General features: G+C 73.9%; 16 protein-coding genes and 1 pseudogene. 6 read left to right on the top strand and 11 right to left on the bottom strand.

Going from position 1 to position 16,790, the window contains the following annotated elements; all coding sequences use genetic code 11:
• The first annotated feature begins 1 nt into the window (after position 1).
• The 3 genes from ACH4T9_RS09875 to ACH4T9_RS09865 all read left to right on the top strand — a co-directional run bounded on the left by ACH4T9_RS09875 (position 2) and on the right by ACH4T9_RS09865 (position 4,206).
• Entirely contained in the window at positions 2 to 2,134 is a 2,133-nt protein-coding gene (locus ACH4T9_RS09875) for a transglycosylase domain-containing protein (RefSeq protein ID WP_396669960.1), read from the top strand.
• Positions 2,135 to 2,279: 145 nt separating this feature from the next.
• Positions 2,280 to 3,059, top strand: a complete 780-nt coding sequence (locus tag ACH4T9_RS09870; RefSeq protein ID WP_396670718.1) for an SURF1 family protein — start codon at positions 2,280 to 2,282, stop codon at positions 3,057 to 3,059.
• 748 nt (positions 3,060 to 3,807) lie between these two features.
• Positions 3,808 to 4,206 carry a hypothetical protein gene (locus ACH4T9_RS09865; protein WP_396669961.1) on the top strand — a complete coding sequence of 133 codons (399 nt, stop codon included), beginning with the start codon at positions 3,808 to 3,810 and terminating at the stop codon, positions 4,204 to 4,206.
• A gap of 83 nt (positions 4,207 to 4,289) precedes the next feature.
• Here ACH4T9_RS09865 and ACH4T9_RS09860 read toward each other — a convergent pair whose 3' ends face one another.
• From ACH4T9_RS09860 to ACH4T9_RS09845, 4 genes and pseudogenes are all read right to left on the bottom strand, one after another.
• Complete coding sequence (locus tag ACH4T9_RS09860; protein ID WP_396669962.1) at positions 4,290 to 5,870, bottom strand: ATP-dependent DNA ligase; 1,581 nt, start codon at positions 5,868 to 5,870, stop codon at positions 4,290 to 4,292.
• A gap of 132 nt (positions 5,871 to 6,002) precedes the next feature.
• A complete protein-coding gene (locus ACH4T9_RS09855; RefSeq protein ID WP_396669963.1) occupies positions 6,003 to 6,209 on the bottom strand; it encodes a hypothetical protein in 207 nt (68 codons plus the stop codon).
• A gap of 77 nt (positions 6,210 to 6,286) precedes the next feature.
• Complete coding sequence (locus ACH4T9_RS09850) at positions 6,287 to 7,639, bottom strand: dipeptidase (RefSeq protein WP_396670719.1); 1,353 nt, start codon at positions 7,637 to 7,639, stop codon at positions 6,287 to 6,289.
• Positions 7,632 to 8,481 (bottom strand): annotated as a pseudogene (locus ACH4T9_RS09845) (uridine kinase); the annotation flags it as partial. The pseudogene ACH4T9_RS09845 and the gene ACH4T9_RS09850, both read right to left, overlap by 8 nt.
• Between ACH4T9_RS09845 and ACH4T9_RS09840 the strand changes: the two are divergent.
• A complete protein-coding gene (locus ACH4T9_RS09840; RefSeq protein ID WP_396670720.1) occupies positions 8,449 to 8,850 on the top strand; it encodes a rhodanese-like domain-containing protein in 402 nt (133 codons plus the stop codon). The pseudogene ACH4T9_RS09845 and the gene ACH4T9_RS09840 sit on opposite strands and share 33 nt — an antisense overlap.
• 25 nt (positions 8,851 to 8,875) lie before the next feature.
• Here the strand turns inward: ACH4T9_RS09840 and ACH4T9_RS09835 are convergent, their stop codons facing one another.
• The 6 genes from ACH4T9_RS09835 to ACH4T9_RS09810 form a co-directional block, all read right to left on the bottom strand.
• Complete coding sequence (locus ACH4T9_RS09835) at positions 8,876 to 9,937, bottom strand: hypothetical protein (RefSeq protein ID WP_396669964.1); 1,062 nt, start codon at positions 9,935 to 9,937, stop codon at positions 8,876 to 8,878.
• A 375-nt stretch (positions 9,938 to 10,312) separates the two neighbouring features.
• Positions 10,313 to 11,857: a cobyric acid synthase gene (locus tag ACH4T9_RS09830; protein WP_396669965.1), complete on the bottom strand. Its 1,545-nt coding sequence runs from the start codon at positions 11,855 to 11,857 to the stop codon at positions 10,313 to 10,315.
• Positions 11,854 to 12,873 carry a cobalamin biosynthesis protein gene (locus tag ACH4T9_RS09825; RefSeq protein ID WP_396669966.1) on the bottom strand — a complete coding sequence of 340 codons (1,020 nt, stop codon included), beginning with the start codon at positions 12,871 to 12,873 and terminating at the stop codon, positions 11,854 to 11,856. The genes ACH4T9_RS09830 and ACH4T9_RS09825 overlap by 4 nt, the downstream gene beginning before the upstream one ends.
• A 167-nt stretch (positions 12,874 to 13,040) precedes the next feature.
• Positions 13,041 to 13,430: a VOC family protein gene (locus tag ACH4T9_RS09820; protein ID WP_396669967.1), complete on the bottom strand. Its 390-nt coding sequence runs from the start codon at positions 13,428 to 13,430 to the stop codon at positions 13,041 to 13,043.
• 72 nt (positions 13,431 to 13,502) lie between these two features.
• Entirely contained in the window at positions 13,503 to 13,697 is a 195-nt protein-coding gene (locus ACH4T9_RS09815; RefSeq protein ID WP_396669968.1) for a DUF397 domain-containing protein, read from the bottom strand.
• On the bottom strand, positions 13,688 to 14,485 hold the full coding sequence (locus ACH4T9_RS09810; RefSeq protein WP_396669969.1) for a Scr1 family TA system antitoxin-like transcriptional regulator: 798 nt from the start codon (positions 14,483 to 14,485) through the stop codon (positions 13,688 to 13,690). The genes ACH4T9_RS09815 and ACH4T9_RS09810 overlap by 10 nt, the downstream gene beginning before the upstream one ends.
• Positions 14,486 to 14,998: 513 nt before the next feature.
• On the opposite strand from ACH4T9_RS09810, the gene ACH4T9_RS09805 reads away from it, so the two are divergent.
• Positions 14,999 to 15,286: a hypothetical protein gene (locus ACH4T9_RS09805; protein ID WP_396669970.1), complete on the top strand. Its 288-nt coding sequence runs from the start codon at positions 14,999 to 15,001 to the stop codon at positions 15,284 to 15,286.
• Complete coding sequence (locus ACH4T9_RS09800; protein WP_396669971.1) at positions 15,286 to 15,537, top strand: flavin reductase; 252 nt, start codon at positions 15,286 to 15,288, stop codon at positions 15,535 to 15,537. The genes ACH4T9_RS09805 and ACH4T9_RS09800 overlap by 1 nt, the downstream gene beginning before the upstream one ends.
• A gap of 204 nt (positions 15,538 to 15,741) precedes the next feature.
• On the opposite strand, the gene ssb is transcribed toward ACH4T9_RS09800, so the two are convergent.
• Positions 15,742 to 16,578 carry a single-stranded DNA-binding protein gene (ssb, locus tag ACH4T9_RS09795; RefSeq protein ID WP_396669972.1) on the bottom strand — a complete coding sequence of 279 codons (837 nt, stop codon included), beginning with the start codon at positions 16,576 to 16,578 and terminating at the stop codon, positions 15,742 to 15,744.
• Positions 16,579 to 16,790: the final 212 nt, after the last annotated feature.

The raw sequence follows: 16,790 nt of genomic DNA, 5'->3' as shown, positions 1-16,790 counted from the left end.
TGTGAGCAACCGACCCCTTGCTGGCGCTGGTCGTCTCGTCCCTCTCCTGCGTGCCGGGCTGATCGCGGGCATCGTGATCGCCGGGGCCCTCTACCCGCTGGCCGCCCTCACCGGGCTCGGCGCCAAGGCCACCGCGCACGCCGTGGAACAGAAGACGGACATCCTGCGCACCGCGCTGCCCGCCGAGACCTCCTACCTGTACGCGCCCGACGGCAGAACCGTGCTGACGATGTTCTACGAGGAGTACCGGCGCTACACCAAGCTGTCGGACATGTCCCCGAACATCCAGCAGGCCATCGTGGCCGCCGAGGACAGCCGCTTCTACCAGCACCACGGCGTCGACCCGAAGGGCGTGGCCCGGGCCTTCGTGGCCAACTCCCGCTCCGGCGGGGTGTCCCAGGGCGCGTCGACCCTGACCATGCAGTTCGTCCGGATGGCCCTGCGTGACAGCGCCCGGACCCCGAAGGAGGTCCAGGAGGCCACCCAGCAGACCAGCCTGCGCAAGGTCAAGGAGATGCGGATGGCCCTGGACGTGGAGAAGGAGCTGAGCAAGGAGGAGATCCTGGAGCGCTACCTGAACTCCGCGTACTTCGGTCACCGGGCGTACGGCATCTACGCCGCCGCGCAGATCTTCTTCTCCAAGACGCCGGCCACCCTCACCCAGGCCGAGGCGGCCACCCTCGCCGGACTGGTCAAGTCCCCGTCGGAGTACGACCCCGTCACCTCCGACCAGAAGGACGCCACCGGGCGACGCAACTACGTGCTCGACCGGATGACCCAGCTCGGTTACCTCTCGTCGAACGCCGCGACGGCGGCGAAGGCCGAGCCGATCCGGCTACAGCTGACCGACCCGCCGAACGACTGCGCCTCGCTGCCCGAGAAGTACAACACCTGGGGCTTCGCCTGCGACTACCTCAAGAACTGGTGGAGCGCGCAGCCGGCGTTCGGCGAGAACCGGCTGGAACGGATGGACAGGCTGCGCCGGGGCGGCTACCGGATCGTGCTCAGCATCGACCCGAAGATGCAGGAGGCGGCCGAGAACAACGTCGGGGCCAAGGACAGCACCGGCAGCCCGTTCGCCAACGGCATCGTGCTCGCCGAGCCGGGGACCGGGCGGGTGAAGGCGATGGCGGTGAACCGGAACTACTCGCTGGACGTCAGCGAGAACGGGCTCAGCTCGAACCCGGAGGCCGGCCCGAAGGTGAAGGCGAACTACCCGAACACGGTGGCCCCGCTGCTCGGCGGCGGCGACCTGCCCGGGTACCAGGCCGGGTCGACCTTCAAGATGTTCCCGATGCTGGCCGCGCTCAACGCCGGCATGCCGCTGTCCACCGCGTACGACTCGCCGTACAGGTACCAGTCGGCGATCTACGACGGCTGGGCGCCGTCCAACGCCAGCGGCGCGATGACCGGCCGGCAGACCATGTGGTCCGGCTTCGGCAAGTCGGTGAACACGTACTTCGTCCAACTGGAGGAGAAGGTCGGGGCGGACGCGGCGGTCCGGCTCGCCGAGCAGCTCGGGCTGCGTTGGCGCACCGACGTCGACCGGGAGCAGGCGTCGCCCGGCAAGGCGAAGAAGTGGGGCGCGTTCACCCTGGGCGTCTCCGACGCCACGCCGCTGGAGATGTCGAACGCCTACGCCGCGATCGCCGCGGACGGCCGGTACTGCGAGTCGATGCCGGTGCAGTCGATCAGCAACCGGGACGGCAACCCGACGACGTACACCACGGTCGGCGGGATCACGCGGGAGGTCGCCAAGCCGCGCTGCCGGCAGGTGGTCAACGCGGACGCCGCCCGGGCCGCCACCGACGCCGCCCGCTGCCCGACCGGGGACACCCCGGCCAAGGGCGGCTGCGGAGGCTGGTCGACGGCGGACAGCGTGCGGGGCACCGTGGGGCGGCCGGTCGCCGGCAAGACGGGCACCACGGACAGCACCCGGGCGGCCTGGTTCGTCGGATACACCCCGGAACTGGCGGCGGCGAGCTTCATCGCCGACCCGGACAACCCGTTCAACGCGGTGGGCGACGGCCAGTCCCAGATCCCGGTCAACGCGGTGGCCCAGACCCTCCGCGACGCCCTCAAGGGCCAACCCACCCGCCAGTTCACCCCACCCTCCGACGCAATAGTCGGCTGACCAGCGGGCCGGCGGGCCAGGCCCGGGTGGGCTGCCGCGGGCGTGGTGGGCTGCCGCGGCCCAGTGGTGGCCGTCATACGGGTAGCCTCGACGCGTGTACCGGTTCCTCCTGACGCCACGCTGGCTGGGCATCCTCGCACTGACCATGGTCGCTGCGGCCGTGATGGTGATGCTCGGCAACTGGCAGATGGACCGGTACCAGGGCCGGACGGCGATCAACGAACGGATCGACGCCGGCGAGCGGATGACCCCGGCGCCGCTGCGGGACGCCGTGCCCGAGCCGAGCGGGGGCGCCGGCACCGCCGGCCCGGCCCCCGCCGACGAGGCCACCTGGACCAGGGTGACCGCGACCGGGCGGTACGACACTGCGAACATCGTGCTGGTGCGCGGCCGGACGGTCGACAACCGGGTCGGCTTCGAGGTGGTCACCCCGCTGGTCCTCGCCGACGGCACGGCCGTGCTCGTCGACCAGGGCTGGGTGCCGCCTGCGCCCGGCGGGGCCATGGCCCAGCCGCAGCTTCCCCCGGTGCCCCAGGGCGAGGTGACCGTGGTGGGTCGGGTGCACCCGACCGAGAGCGGCGGCGGGGCCGTCGACCGGCGCGCGGGCCGGCTGGAGACCCGCCGGATCGCCGTCCCCCGGCTGGCCGGCAAGCTGCCGTACCCGGTGCACGGCGCGTACGTCCTGCTGGACGAGCAGACGCCGGCCGCCGACCCGCTGTTCCGGGCGGTGCCGATCGGGCACACCAACAACTGGCAGAACCTCGGGTACGTGGTGCAGTGGTGGCTGTTCGCCGTCATGACGCTCTTCGGCTACGGCTGGGTGGCCCGGCGGGAGGCCCGCCGGATGGCCGGGCTGGACGAGCCGCTCGACCGAGCCGCCGAGCCCACGCCCACGACGCCCACAACGCCCACCACCCCGGCCTGACACCTGCGGGAGCGGTCCGCCGTGATCGACTCGGTGTCGTCGACATCGCCGGTTCACGAGCGCGGGACGACGCGATGTCGACGATTCGGAGTGATGTCCGAGCAGCTACCGGACGGTCGGCGGACCCGCGACCCGGCGGAACGTTGTAGGGTCCGCGGGTGATCAACTCCCGTGGGGGGTCACGGTGACCCCTGATCCCACGCCACCGCCGCACCCGGAGCCGTCGGCCCCGGGACACCCGCCGGAGCCGATGACGGCACACCCGTCGACCGATCCCTGGGCGGTCACGCCCCGGTCGACGACGTACTCGACCCCGCCGGCAGGGTTCCCGGCCGCGGCCGACCCGTTCGCCGCTGCCCCGCCCGCCGCGCTGCCCGCCACCCGACCGTTCCCCGCCGCGTCGGGCGACCAGGTCCCGGCAGCCCCGCACTCGCCGCCGCCCGTCCAGCGCTCCGCACCGCCGGACCCGTACTCCGCACCGCCGGACCCGTACTCCGCACCGCCGGACCCGTACTCCGCACCGCCGGCTCAGTACTCCGCACCGCCGGCTCAGTACTCCGCACCGCCGGCTCAGTACTCGGCACCGCCGGACCCGTACTCCACACCGCCGGCTCAGTACTCCACACCGCCGGACCCGTACTCCACACCGTCGGCTCAGTACTCGGCACCGCCGGACCCGTACTCGGCACCGCCAGACCCCTACTCCGGGCCGCCGGTCGCCGGTCGGCCCGGGCCGCACCCGCCCGTGATGGCGCTGCCGACCGCGGCCCCGGGCGGTCCGCAGTACGTGACGCCGTCCGCCGTGGCGGTGCAGATCGGCGAGATCATGGTCACGCCGCCGGAGATTCGTACGCCCGCAGGCGTGCTGCCCCTGGCCGGGGCACAGTGGCACGTCGCCGACTACTGGCAGAAGGAGGAGAAGATCGCCCCCTGGGCGATCGTCTGCGCCGTCCTCGGGTTCTTCTGCCTCACCATCTTCAGCCTGCTCTTCCTGCTGATCAAGGAGACCCGGCACCACGGCACCGTGCAGGTCACGGTCACCAGCGGGGCCCGGCAGTACGTGGCCCGCATCCCCGTCACCGACCAGGGTCAGGTCATGCACGTCAACAACCAGGTCAACTACGCCCGGTCCCTGTCGATGCGCTGAGCCCCGACCCCGCCGCCCCGCCGCCGCCCCGGGGGCCTCCGTCGCCCGACAGCGCCCTGTGGCCGGAGTGGCCCCGGGGCCGGTCAGGGGCGGCGGCCGGCGTGGATGGCCCGGACCGAGTCGATCGTGTCCGCCTCGGCGGCGGTCTTGTCGCTGCGGTAGCGGACCACGCGGGCGAAGCGCAGCGCCATCCCGCCCGGGTAGCGGGAGCTGGCCTGCACACCGTCGAAGGCGATCTCCACGACCTGCTCGGGGCGGACCCGGACCACCCAGTCACCCCGCTCCACGGCGAGGGCGAGGAACCGCTCGGTCTGCCAGCGCAGCACCTCGTCGGTGAGCCCTTTGAACGTCTTGCCGAGCATGACGAACTCGCCGCTGCCCGGGTCCCGCGCGCCGAGGTGCAGGTTCGACAGCCACCCGCTGCGCCGGCCGCTGCCCCACTCCACCGCGAGCACCACCAGGTCGAGGGTGTGCCGGGGTTTCACCTTCACCCAGGCCGCGCCGCGCCGCCCGGCGTCGTAGGGTGCGTCGAGGGACTTGACCACCACCCCCTCCTGGCCGGCGTCCAGGGCGGCGGCGAAGGCCGCCCCGGCCGGCTCCGGGCCGTCGACCTCCACCCGCCCGACCAGCAACGTCGGGTCGACGGCCCCGGCCAGCGCCGCCCACCGCTCCCGGCCGGGCCGGTCGACCAGGTCCTCCCCGTCGAGGTGCAGCAGGTCGAAGAAGTACGGCGTCAGCACCGCCTCGCCGGTGGTCCCCGCGGCGGCGAGGACCGCCGGTGCGACCGGGGCGGGGCCGGTGTTGCTCGGCGTGGTGCGGCGGGCGGCCCGGCTGGACGTCTGTTGGAACGGCAGCGGCCGGCCGGTGGCGTCCAGCCCGATCGCCTCGCCGTCGAGCACCAACTGCCGGGCGGGTAACGCCCGGACGGCGGCGACCACCTCGGGCACCCGGGCGGTGATCTCGTCCAGGCTCCGGGTGAAGACGGCGATGTCGGAGCCGGCGCGGTGCACCTGGATGCGGATGCCGTCGAGCTTCACATCGACCACGGCGGGGACGCCGGTCGCGGCCAGCGCCTCGTCGACCGAGGGGGCGCTCTGCGCCAGCATCGGGGCGAGCGGACGGCCGACCTGGAGCCCGAAGTCGGCCAGCGCGACGGCACCGCCGCGCAGGGCGGCCACCGCGACCGCGCGCAGGTCACCAGCGAGCAGCAGGGCCCGGCGGACGGCGCCGATCGGCACGTCGGCGGCCCGGGCGACCGCGTCGGCGAGCAGCCCGGCCTGGGCGCCCTGGCGCAGCTCGCCGCTGAACAACCCGCGCAGCATGCGCTGCTCGTCGGCGGTGGCCGCGGCGAAGAGCGCGTCGAGCAACGCCCGGCGCCGGGCCTGGGATCCGGGGCCGCGAACCGCCGCGATCTCGTCGACCGCGGCGTCGACCGCGGCGACGGCCAGGGTCGGCTCGGCGGCCGGCGGAGGCAGGTCGCGCAGGCCGGCCCAGCCGACACCGGTCTGGCGTTGTCGCAGCTCGCCGGCGAGCCAGCCCGCCCCTGCCGGAACCTCGGCCGGGTCAAGCGCCTTCAGGGCGGCGGCGAGCAACTCCACCTTGGCCCGCCGGCCGCTGGTGGCGCCCACGGCGGCGGAGGTGGCCGCCAGGTCGAGGAACCGCACGCTCCCATCCTGCCAGCCACCCCCGACACCGCTGGGGATACGCGGCGGCGGCCGGAAGTTGCCGCTTCCGACCGCCCAGCCGCCCCCCGACGCCGGGCCACTCCCCCCAGACCAGCCCGGCGACGACCTTGATCAGGCCGGAACGGCCTCCTCGATGCGCAGGCCGCGGGCGCGCACCTCGTCGGCGACCCGGGAGAGCACCGCGTCGAGCGCTACCAGGGCGGTGGAGAGATCACCGATCCGTTCCTTGAGCGTGTCCTCGGGCCACGCGGAGACGTCGATGTCCCCCAGAGCGCTGACGGCGGCCTCAAGCCGGGCCATCACCTCGTTCGTACTCATGTTCGAAACGCTATAACAGCACGACTCCCGACACGCCGAAAACGCCCGCCCGAACCGGGGCGTTACCGTTTCGTCACCTAACTCCGGTTCGTGCCGGCAGCGGCTACCTTGGCCAGCAGCAACGCCTCGGCCCCGCAGACCCGGGCGAACTCGCCGAGGTGCAGGCTCTCGTTCGGCCCGTGCGCCCGGGCGTGCGGGTCCTCGACGCCGGTCACCAGGATCGCGGCCTGCGGGAACATCTCCTGGAAGGTGGCGATGAACGGGATCGAGCCGCCGATGCCGACGTCCACCGGCTCGGTGCCGTCCCAGGCGGTACGGAAGGCGGCCCGCGCCGCGTCGAACATCGGCCCGGACGCGTCGATGACGCACGGATCGCCGTCGTGCTCGAACGTCACCGTCACCTGGGCGCCCCACGGCGCGTGCTCGGCGAGGTGCTCCTGGAGCGCCGCGTACGCCCGCTTCGGTTCGTCACCCGGCGCCAGCCGCAGGCTCAGCTTGGCCTTGGCGGCCGGTACCAGCGCGTTCGGGGCCTCACCGGTGGCCGGGGCGTCGATGCCCAGCACCGCGAGCGCCGGCTTGGTCCAGATGCGGTCGGTGATCCGGCCCGTGCCGATGAAAGACACCCCCTCGGCCAGCCCGGCCTCGACCCGGAACCGGTCCTCCGGGTAGTCGACGGAGGCGCCCTCCCGGGCGGCCAGCCCGGCCACGGCCACGTCTCCGGCGTCGTCGTGCAGGGTGGCCAGCAGCCGGACCAGCGCGGTCAGCGCGTCCGGCACCGCGCCGCCGTACATGCCGCTGTGCACGGCGTGGTCCAAGGTGCGGACCTCGACGAAGCAGTTGACGATGCCGCGCAGCGAGGTGGTCAGCGCCGGCACGCCGACGTCCCAGTTCATCGAGTCGGCGATCACGATGACGTCGGAAGCCAGCTCGTCGCGGTGCTCGGCGAGCAGCCGCTCCAGCGAGTCCGAGCCGTACTCCTCCTCGCCCTCGATGAACAGCACCACGCCGACCGGGAGCCGGTCGCCGAACACGCGCAGCGCCGCGACGTGCGCCATGATTCCCGCCTTGTCGTCGGCGGCGCCCCGCCCGTACAGGCGGCCGTCGCGCTCGACCGGCTCGAACGGGTCGGACTCCCACAGCGACAGGTCGCCGACCGGCTGCACGTCGTGATGGGCGTAGAGCAGCACGGTCGGCGCACCGGGCGGGGCGGCCCTCGTCCCGATCACCGCAGGCTGCCCGCCCGAGCGCACGATCCGCACGTCGAGGCCGCAGCCGCGCAGCAGCTCCGCCACGGCCTCGGCCGAGCGTTCCACGTGCGAGTGGTCGAAGCCCTCGAAGGCGATGCCGGGGATTCGGACGAGTCGTTCCAGGTCTTCGCGGACGCCGGGCAGTTCCCGCTCGACGGCGGCCCGCACCTCGGCGTCGGACATGATCGGTAAGGGGGTCATGACCGGCATGGTATGCCGGCCTTACCGACACCGGCCGCCCCCGGCCCGGAGGCGGACGTACTCCCGGTCGGGATCGTGCGGCACCGCCGGTGCCCCGTCGACGATCAGGTCCACCGCGTCGGCCGTGGCGTCGGCGGCGAAGTGCGCCCGCTCGCCGGCGTGCCAGCGGCGCAGCTCCGGCAGGATCCCCGGCCCGTCCCGGGCCACCGCCCGGGTCAACCGCAGCTCGTCGGGCGCGACGACCAGGACCGACAGCGCCAGCTCGGGCCGGACCGCGGCCCGCGCCGAGCTGACCCCCTCGACGAGCACCACGGGGGCGGGCGGCACCGGCACCTCGCCGGGCAGGAAGGACCCGCGTACCCAGCTGTACCGCTGGTACCCGCCCGGCCGGCCGACGCGCAGCGGCGCGAGCACCCGCGCCTCCAGCCGGGGCCAGAAGGTGAGCTGGTCGTCCCAGCCGTCGAGCAGGTCGTCGGTGTGCACCACCAGCGGTCGCCCGCCGCCGGGCAGCGCGGCGAGGGCGTCCGCGAGGCGCGCGGCGAAGACGCTCTTCCCCGCGCCGCTGGGCCCGTCGACCGCCACCAGGCGGGTACGCCCCAACCGCGCCGGCCCGGCCAGCACCTGCCGGCCCAGTTCGGCGTACGTCTCGACGACCGGAACCACCACGGGCCCGACGCTAGCGGTCCGGGGCGCCCCGCCCACGGCGGGTACGTCGTCCGGTCGAACCGAGGCCGTTTCACCGCACGGACCACCCGGGCAGCGGGCATGCTCGTGCCGTGCGCCACAACGTGATGAGCCCGGGCGTCGACGCCCTGCTGGAACAGGCCCGCTCAGGGGTTCGCCGGCTGACCCCGCACGAGACCGTCGAGGCGGTACGCCTCGGCGCACTGCTCGTCGACACCCGAACCGAGGCGCAGCGCCGGGAACAGGGCGAGCTGCCCGGCGCGGTCGTCATCGACCGGACGGTGCTGGAGTGGCGGCTGGACCCGGCCAGCGACTGGCACGTCCCCGAGGCCACCGGGTACGACCGGGAGATCGTGCTGGTGTGCCGGCAGGGCTACAGCTCCAGCCTGGCCGTGGCCAGCCTGCGGACGCTCGGCCTGCACCGCGCCACCGACATGGTCGGCGGGGTGCAGGCGTGGCGGGAGGCGGGACTGTCGATGTCCGACCACCCCGCCGACGTCCGTTACTGATCCGGCCGTCTTCCGACGCCGGCGGTCAGGCCGGCTCGGCCACCCGGGCCAGCCAGTCGGCCGCCTCGGTCGGAGCGAGCGTCTCCTCCACGGTCAGCGCCGCGGACATCAGCGGGAACCGCCGGATGTTGTTCCAGCTCCGCTGGTACGGCGGCGGGTCCAGGACCACGACGCGGGCGTCGTCGAAGAGCGGGATGTCCGCCGGCGCGCCCTCGTTCCAGATCCACTTGCCGTGCCCGTCGACCAGGTTGAAGCTGCCGACTACCGTGCCGCCGAACCGGTCCTCGGGGGCGTCGGTGGCCACCTCGACCCAGGACGGGTCGACGGTCAGCCCCTCGATCAGCCCCCGCTCGGCCGGCCCGGCGAGCGCTCCCGCCAGCAGGGTGTGCAGCTGGAAGTTGTCGGCGACGCCGTCGATGGTGACCCGCCATCCCCGGCCCGTCGCCCGGTGCAGCACGAGCAGCCGTTCGCCGTCGAGCACCCGCAGCAGCCCGAGGACGCACTCCAGGTCGGGCCGCTCGCCGGCCAGCTCCGTCCCGACCGCGAGCAGCCGCTCCCGGTGCGGGAACGTGGCCCGCACGGCGGCGGACTGCTGCAACAGGGTGATCGCGGGCATGGCCCAGGTGCCGGACGCGTACCAGCCCTGGACCGCGTCGGAGGCGCGCTGCTCGTCGCCGTACGCCTCGGTCAGCACGCCGATCGCCGTGTCCGTGGTGCCGGGGTCCTCGGGGTCGGGCAGCGCGTCGTCGCCGCGTACCCGCTGCCAGCCGGACCGGAACCGGTGCGCGGCGGCGAGGGCGGCGGCGAGCCCGTCGGCCACCGGGGCGACCAGCGGGTCGGGACGGGCGCCCAGCTCGACCAGCGCACCGCAGAGGACGGAGAACTGCCCCCCGGCCCCCGGGCCGAGCTGCGGCAGCAGCGCCACGCAGCGGGGCAGGACCGCGTCCAGTTCCGCGACGGACGCCTGCTGCGCCACCTCCCAGACCCTCGGCACGGCCCTGGTCATGGCGGTGCCGTCGCGCCCGCGTACGGCCGCCTCGACGGCGGCGATCCGGTCCGCCAGCTTCCCCCTGCGATTGAAGATCATCGGCGCAGCCTAGCGAGCGCGCCCGCCCGTCACGGCCCACCGTCGAACCCTCGCCGCACCCGGGGCTGCCGGCCTGGGCCTGTCCGGACATGTGCGACACGTCACTTCTAACCGACACCCGCGACGCCCGCCCGCCCCCGCACGCCCGCCCTCCCGCGCGCGCCCGCCCTCCCGCCCGCCCGCCCGCCCGCCCTCCCGCGCAAATTCAGAGAATGTGTTGCCTCTCCGCGCTCCATGACCACACATTCCGTGAATTTGCGCGGGAGGGCGGGCGGGGCGGGTGGGCGGGGCGGGTGGGCGGCGCGCGGGCGGGGCGGGTGGGCGGCGGGTGGGTGGGTGGGTGGGTGGGTGGGCGGCGCGGGTGGGTGGGTGGGGTCAGGCGGGGGCGCCGGGTGGGATGAACGGGAGTGCGGCGGGCGGGCCGGACTCGATCAGCCGCCACAGGGCGTCGGTGTCCAGGTGCTCCTCGACCAGGTCACCGAGCAGGTCCAAAGACCGCTCGCGGGCGGCGGCGAACGCGTTGTCCGGGGCGACCCGGAAGCCGGTACGGCCGGCGAGTCGGGCCGCCTCGGTGAGGAACCGGCGGCGGAACGCGTCGGACTCGAAGGCCCCGTGCCAGTGGGTGCCGCACACCGCGCCGAGCACCGCCCCCTCGCCGGCACCGTCCGCGTACGTCAGCAGGGGCGGCAGCGCCGGGTCGGCCGACGAGACGTACCCGTGGTGGATCTCGTACCCCCGGACCGGGACGCCCGGGTCGGCGGCGGCGGTGCCGGCCGAGGACCGGACGGTCTTGCGCTTCTCGAAGGTGACCTCGACGGGCAGCAGGCCCAGCCCTGGGACGCTGCCGGCGCGGCTCTCCACCGCGTCGTGCACGGCCCGGCCGAGCATCTGGAAGCCGCCGCAGATGCCCAGCAGCGGCTTGCCGGCCGCCGCGTGGGCGAGCACGGCGTCGGCCAGCCCGGTCTGGCGCAGCCAGGCCAGGTCGGCCACGGTGGACTTGGAGCCGGGCAGCACGACCAGGTCGGCGGCGGCCAGCTCGGCGGGCTCCACGGTCAGCCGGACCCGGACGCCGGGCTCGGTGGCCAGCGCCTCGACGTCGGTGGCGTTACTGATCCGGGGCAGCCGGACGACCGCCACGTCCAGCCAGTCGGTGCCGCGCGGGGCCGCCGGCCGGCCGAGCACCCGGCCGTACGCGAGGGAGTCCTCGGCGTCGAGCCACAGGTCGAGGTGCCAGGGCAGCACCCCGTACGTGGGGCGGCCGGTGACCCGGTGCAGCATGTCCAGCCCTGGCTGGAGCAGGCCGAGGTCGCCCCGGAACTTGTTGATCACGAAGCCGGCGATCAGCGCCTGGTCCGCCGGGTCGAGCAGGGCGACCGTGCCGAACATCGAGGCGAACACCCCGCCCCGGTCGATGTCCCCGACCACGATCGTGGGCAGGTCGGCGTGCCGGGCCAGCCCCATGTTCACGTAGTCGCCGGCCCGCAGGTTGATTTCCGCCGGGCTGCCGGCCCCCTCGCAGACCACCACCTCGTACGCCTCGCGCAGCTCGGCGAGCGCGGCGAACGCCGCCTCGGCGAGCCGGGGCCGCAGGGCGTGGTAGTTGCCGGCGGTGACCGTGTCGACGGCCTCGCCGAGGAGCACCACCTGGCTGGACCGGTCGCTGCCCGGCTTGAGCAGCACCGGGTTGAACCGCAGGTCGGGGGCGATCCCGCTGGCCGCCGCCTGCATCGCCTGGGCCCGACCGATCTCGCCGCCCCGGCCGTCTGGGCCGACCACCACCGCCGAGTTGTTCGACATGTTCTGCGCCTTGAACGGCGCGACCCGCACCCCGCGCCGGTGCAGCCAGCGGCAGATGCCGGCGGTGAGCACGCTCTTGCCCGCGTCGGAGGTCGTCCCCGCGACCAGCAGTCCCCCGCTCACCGTCCCGCCCCCGTCCTGCGCGCCCCGGCGGCCACGGCCCGCCGGCCCGCCCGCGCCAACACGCCGGCCAGCCGGCCGGCGGTGACCGGGTACGCGGCGGCCACGCCGAGCGCGACCAGCCCTACCGCGCCGGAGATCCGCGCCGCCCGCTTCAGGTGCCGCGCCTCCGGGCGGGGCCCGTCGCCCAGGTAGGGGCGCACCTCCGACCGCCCGAAGTAGATGTTGCGCCCGCCGAGCCGCACGCCGAGCGCCCCGGCCATCGCCGCCTCGCACTGCCCGGCGTTCGGGCTGGGATGGTCGTTGCGGTCCCGCCGCCAGACCCGCCACGCCCGGCCCCGGTCGCCGTGCGCGGTCGGGGCGACCGCGATCGTGAGCAGCCCGGTCAGCCGGGCCGGGACGAGATTGAGCACGTCATCGAGGCGGGCCGCCGGGGTACCGAACCGGGCGTACCGGGGCGACCGGTGGCCGACCATCGCGTCGAGCGTGTTGGCCGCGCGGTAGCCGAGCAGGCCGGGCAGGCCGGCGACCGCCCCCCACAGCAGCGGCGCCACCACCGCGTCGGAGGTGTTCTCGGCGACCGACTCGACGGTGGCGCGGGCCAGCTCCGGCTCGTCGAGCGTCGACGGGTCCCGCCCGCACAGGTGCCCCAGGCGGCGGCGGGCCGTCGGCAGGTCCCCGCCGCGCAGTGCCCGGCCCATCACCTTCGCCTCGTGGCGCAGCGTGCGCCCGCCGAGCACGGTCCAGGTCGCGGCGGCCATCAGCACGGCCCGGCCGACCGGCCGGTGCCGGGTGGCCACCGTCGCCGCCGCGCCGACCAGCACCGGCACCCCGACGGCGAGGGCGGTGAACACCACCCCGGCGGTACGGTCCGGCCGGTACACGCGCTGTTCCAGCGCCCCGGCAGCCCGGCCGAAGCCGGCCACGGGATGCCACCGCCGGGGATCACCGAGGAGGGAGTCCAGGGCGTACCCCGCCACCAGACCTGCCGCGTTAGCCACGGCGACCGACTGCCGCACCTGCCACCACCTCCGGCCGGCCAGCCTAGCCGCGGTGATTGACGAGAACCCGCCACTGGTCGGATTTTCCACGCGCAGCGCCTCCCCCAGGGCGGGGCCACGTCCGCTTTGTCGACCTCACGCCCGGGTCCAGGTCGGGCCGCCTGATCGACCGCCACGGCCGGCCGTCACGGGTAACTGATCAGTTCCAGCAACGATCCGTCGGGGTCGCGGAAGTAGACGCTCCTGCCGTGGCCGCGCCCGCCGTCCCGGTCGACCGGCCCGGCCGTCACGTCGACGCCGTGCCGCCGGAGATGGTCGAGAATCTCGTCCACCGTTCCGGGCCAGGAGAAACAGAGGTCGCTACCGCCGGGGGCGACAGGAGGACGAGCGACCAGCGCCCCGACGTCCAGGCCGGGGCCGTGGACATTGAGCTGCTGGTCGCCGAACCGGTACGCGACCCGGCCGCCGGGATGCCCGACGACCTCGGCACCGAGCACGTCCCGGTAGAAGGCCGCCGACCTGTCCCAGTCGCTCACCGCGATCACACAATGATCGAGCCTGATTTCCCCACGCACAGCCCGAACGCTAACAGCGCGGCAGGTCCGGTGCGCTCGGTCGCCGGTACGGGGGGGCCAAGTTTCCGCCGGTCAGGCCCGCTTGGCGACCCGAGCGACGAAGGCTCCCCAGGATTCGCGGGAGAACGCCAGGACCGGCCCGCCTCCGTTGTCCTTCGTGTCGCGGACGTAGACCGCCGCCACGAGGTTGTCGGCGACCTCTACGCAAGCCCCCTGGTTGGTGCCACTTCGAGTGCTCTTGCGCCAACGTGCACCGGTCAGGTCCATGACTTCGCCACTTCCAGTATCAGTTCGGTGGACTGTTGAAGGGTAAGCGCTTCGGCGAGCGTGGCTTCCCACTGTTCGCGGACAACCGCGATCTCGGAACTCCGCTCGATTACCTGGCCCTGAAGCCGGTTATCGAGGTAACAGACATCGACCAGGCCAGGCAGGGTCGCGATGACGAACGGGCCGTCCAAGCCAGCGTACGCGCCGACCCCGGACGGTACGACGTGGATTCTGACGCGCCGACTGTCCTGGTTGAGATGCGCCAAGTGGAAGAGCTGCTCCCGCATGACCGCCGCACCGCCGACGGGGCGGCGAAGGACGGCATCGTCCACGATCGCTATGAGCTGCGGCGGGTCTTCACCTGCGAGGATCTTCTGCCGCGCGAGTCGCTTGGCCACTCGATTTTCCGCCTCTTGAGCGCTCAGCCTGCCGTCGCTGGCGAAGACCCCGCGGGCGTACCCCTCAGTCTGGAGAAGTCCCGGAACCCATGCCACCTCGTACCAGCGCAGGGCCCGTGCCTGCTGCTCAAAAGTGATCCACTCGCGCAGCCAGAGGGGTGCGGCATCAAGCTCCGACAACCGCTCAAACAGCCGGGCGAACATGCCGCCTGTCTTCAGAGCCTTGTCCACTGCCGCGACATAGTCGTCTGTCGGCGGGCGGGTGCCGGTCTCCACCGCGCTGATGTGAGTGCCTGAGTAGCTTACCGTTCTGCCGAATTCGTCCTGGTTCATGCCGCGCGATGTTCTGGCGTGGCGCAGCTCGTCCAGCAGGATCTCCGCAGCGGTCATGCCCACGTCCCCACGCCTCCCCCAACCTTCCGGCTTCATCCCTCACACGCCCCCACGAGTCGAAACGATCTCCGTCGAAGTCTCTCCAAGGCGGCCGATCACCTTCCGAGGTTAGGCGGTCACAACGCAGAGTTCCATCAGCGGACCGCTGGCGGAGCGATGGCTATGGCGGTCCTGGACCAGGGCTGCCCCGTCTCCTTCCAGGAACGGGCAACGCTTTCGTACTCGACGGACAGGGAGAGCCATGTCGCACCGAGGAGGACGTCATCGGACCCGGCGGGGCCGGCACTGCGCGTGCCAGGCGTGCCGGGCGCATCGCGCGGCGAGGCCCGAGCAGCAGCCGGGGCCGGACCAGCAGCCGAAGCCGGCGCGTTACGACCCTCCCCTTGTGGGGCCGATGATCCCGCCGCTGCGGGTGCCGCGTAATGGCGTGGCGACCCGGGTCCTCCGGGAGCGGGTCGGCGAGTTCCGGACGCTGGGCGAGGGGCTGCACGGGAACGACGGGTGGCGGTGATGGACTTACGCGAACCGGACCTGACCGACCACTGCGCCGCCGGGCCCGGTTGGCGGTGCGAGGCGTGCGGCGAGGAGTTCCCGTGTTCGACCTGGCGAGGGTTGCCGCTGGACCGGCACCTGCGCGGCGCGCTGCTGTCGTGCTTCACGTTGCTGCTCGGCCAGGCGGTCCGGGACCTACGCGGCCACCCGGACGGCCCGACGCCGCCGCAGATCGTACGGCGCTTCCTCTGGTTCATGCCCCTCTCCGACGACGAGGCGCGCGCCGTCGCCCTGCGGGTGCGCTGATGACTCGCGCCACCCGCCCGCACCTGCCCGTCCGCCCGGTCTGGCTGTGCCGCCGTTGCGGCCATCCCTGGCCCTGCGGCGACGCCCGGCTCTCTTTGCTGGTCGAGTACCGGGGCAACCGCCTCGGCCTGCTGATCTACCTCGCCGCGCTGAAGCTGGAGGCGGCCGAACACCTGACCCGACTCAACCCCGATTCGCCCCCGGGCAACCTCACGGACCGCTTCCTGTCCTGGGCACGGGCACGCGGGTAGCCGCCGCCCGCCCCGGTGCCGTCTCCTTCCCCCATGGGAGAACCGGCACCGGGGCGGGCCTCTCCGCGGCGGCGGATCGGGGCGGACGACGCTCGACAGGCTGCCCCGTGCCGGCCCGTCGAGCGCCCCGTGCCAGCCCGTCAGCCACCCCGTGCCAGCCCGTCGGCTGCCCCGTGCCAGTCCGCCGAGCGTCTCGGTCGATCGTCAGGCGGAGACCGGGACCCGTCCACGGCCCCGCCGGCCCCGGCGGTCGGGTGTCACCCCGTCCGGCTCGCCGCCGGGCGGTTCCGGGTCGTCGTGACCGCCCTGGGCCGACAGGCCGACCTCACCGGCCCGGGCGACGTCGCCGGAGGGTGCCTCGCCGTCAGGCAACGGGGACAGGTCGTCCCCGCCGTCCCCGCCCAACTCCGTCAGCTCGTCGTCGGCGGAGTCGGCCCGGTCGTCGAAGGGATCTCCCGCCAGGTCCTCGAAGCCGGGGCCGCCGGCCAGGTCCCGCCCGACGTGTGGGGCGTCGAACGAGCCCCGGGCCTGGTCGAAGCCGCCCGGCTCGAATTCCTCGTCGAAGGGACGGTCGGCCGGCGAGGCGGGCACCTGTCCCCGCGGGACCCGCTCCGTCGGCTCCCCGTGCACCCGGGTCTCCGCTTCGGCGTCCTCGACGATGCTGGTGGCCATGCTCGGCCGGTTGCGCAGGAACCGCCCCCGCCCCCGGGCCAGGTCGTGCCCGACCGCGACTGCCTCCATCTCGTAGAGGGTGCGGTGGTTGCCGGCCTCGTCGGTCCAGTCCCGGGTGTAGAGGCGGCCAGCCACCACGACCGGGTCGCCGACCATCACCGAGGAGGCGACCCCCTCGGCGAGCTTGCGCCAGCAGTTGACGCGTACCCGAAGGCTGTTGCCGTCGACCCACCGGCCGCTGTCCCGATCGAGCCGGCGGGCGGTGGAGGCGACCTTGAAATTGGCCACCAACGTGTTGCTCTGGGTGGTGCGCCGCCACTCGGGGGCGGTTAGGACGTTTCCGACAATCGTTACGTGGGTGTCAAACATCGTCCCTCCAGGGGAGAACCGGGACTTGCCATGGCGAGTCGACTCGCCGCCGAGCCTGGCCGTCCCGGCCCCCCGTCGCCATCGGCCGGTCGCCACCTGTGGACAACGGGGCGGCCTGTGGACGACGACCTGATCAAGGTCCCAATGTGCTATGTCCCCCGGTGGAGTCAACGCCTCGGCCGGCGGCCCGTCGCCGACTGTCCGCGCGGACG

The organism is Micromonospora sp. NPDC020750, from assembly GCF_044334565.1.
Lineage (GTDB): Bacteria > Actinomycetota > Actinomycetes > Mycobacteriales > Micromonosporaceae > Micromonospora.
The sequence above is the reverse complement of the archived record's forward strand: the minus strand, read 5'-3'. Positions and strand labels throughout refer to the sequence as shown.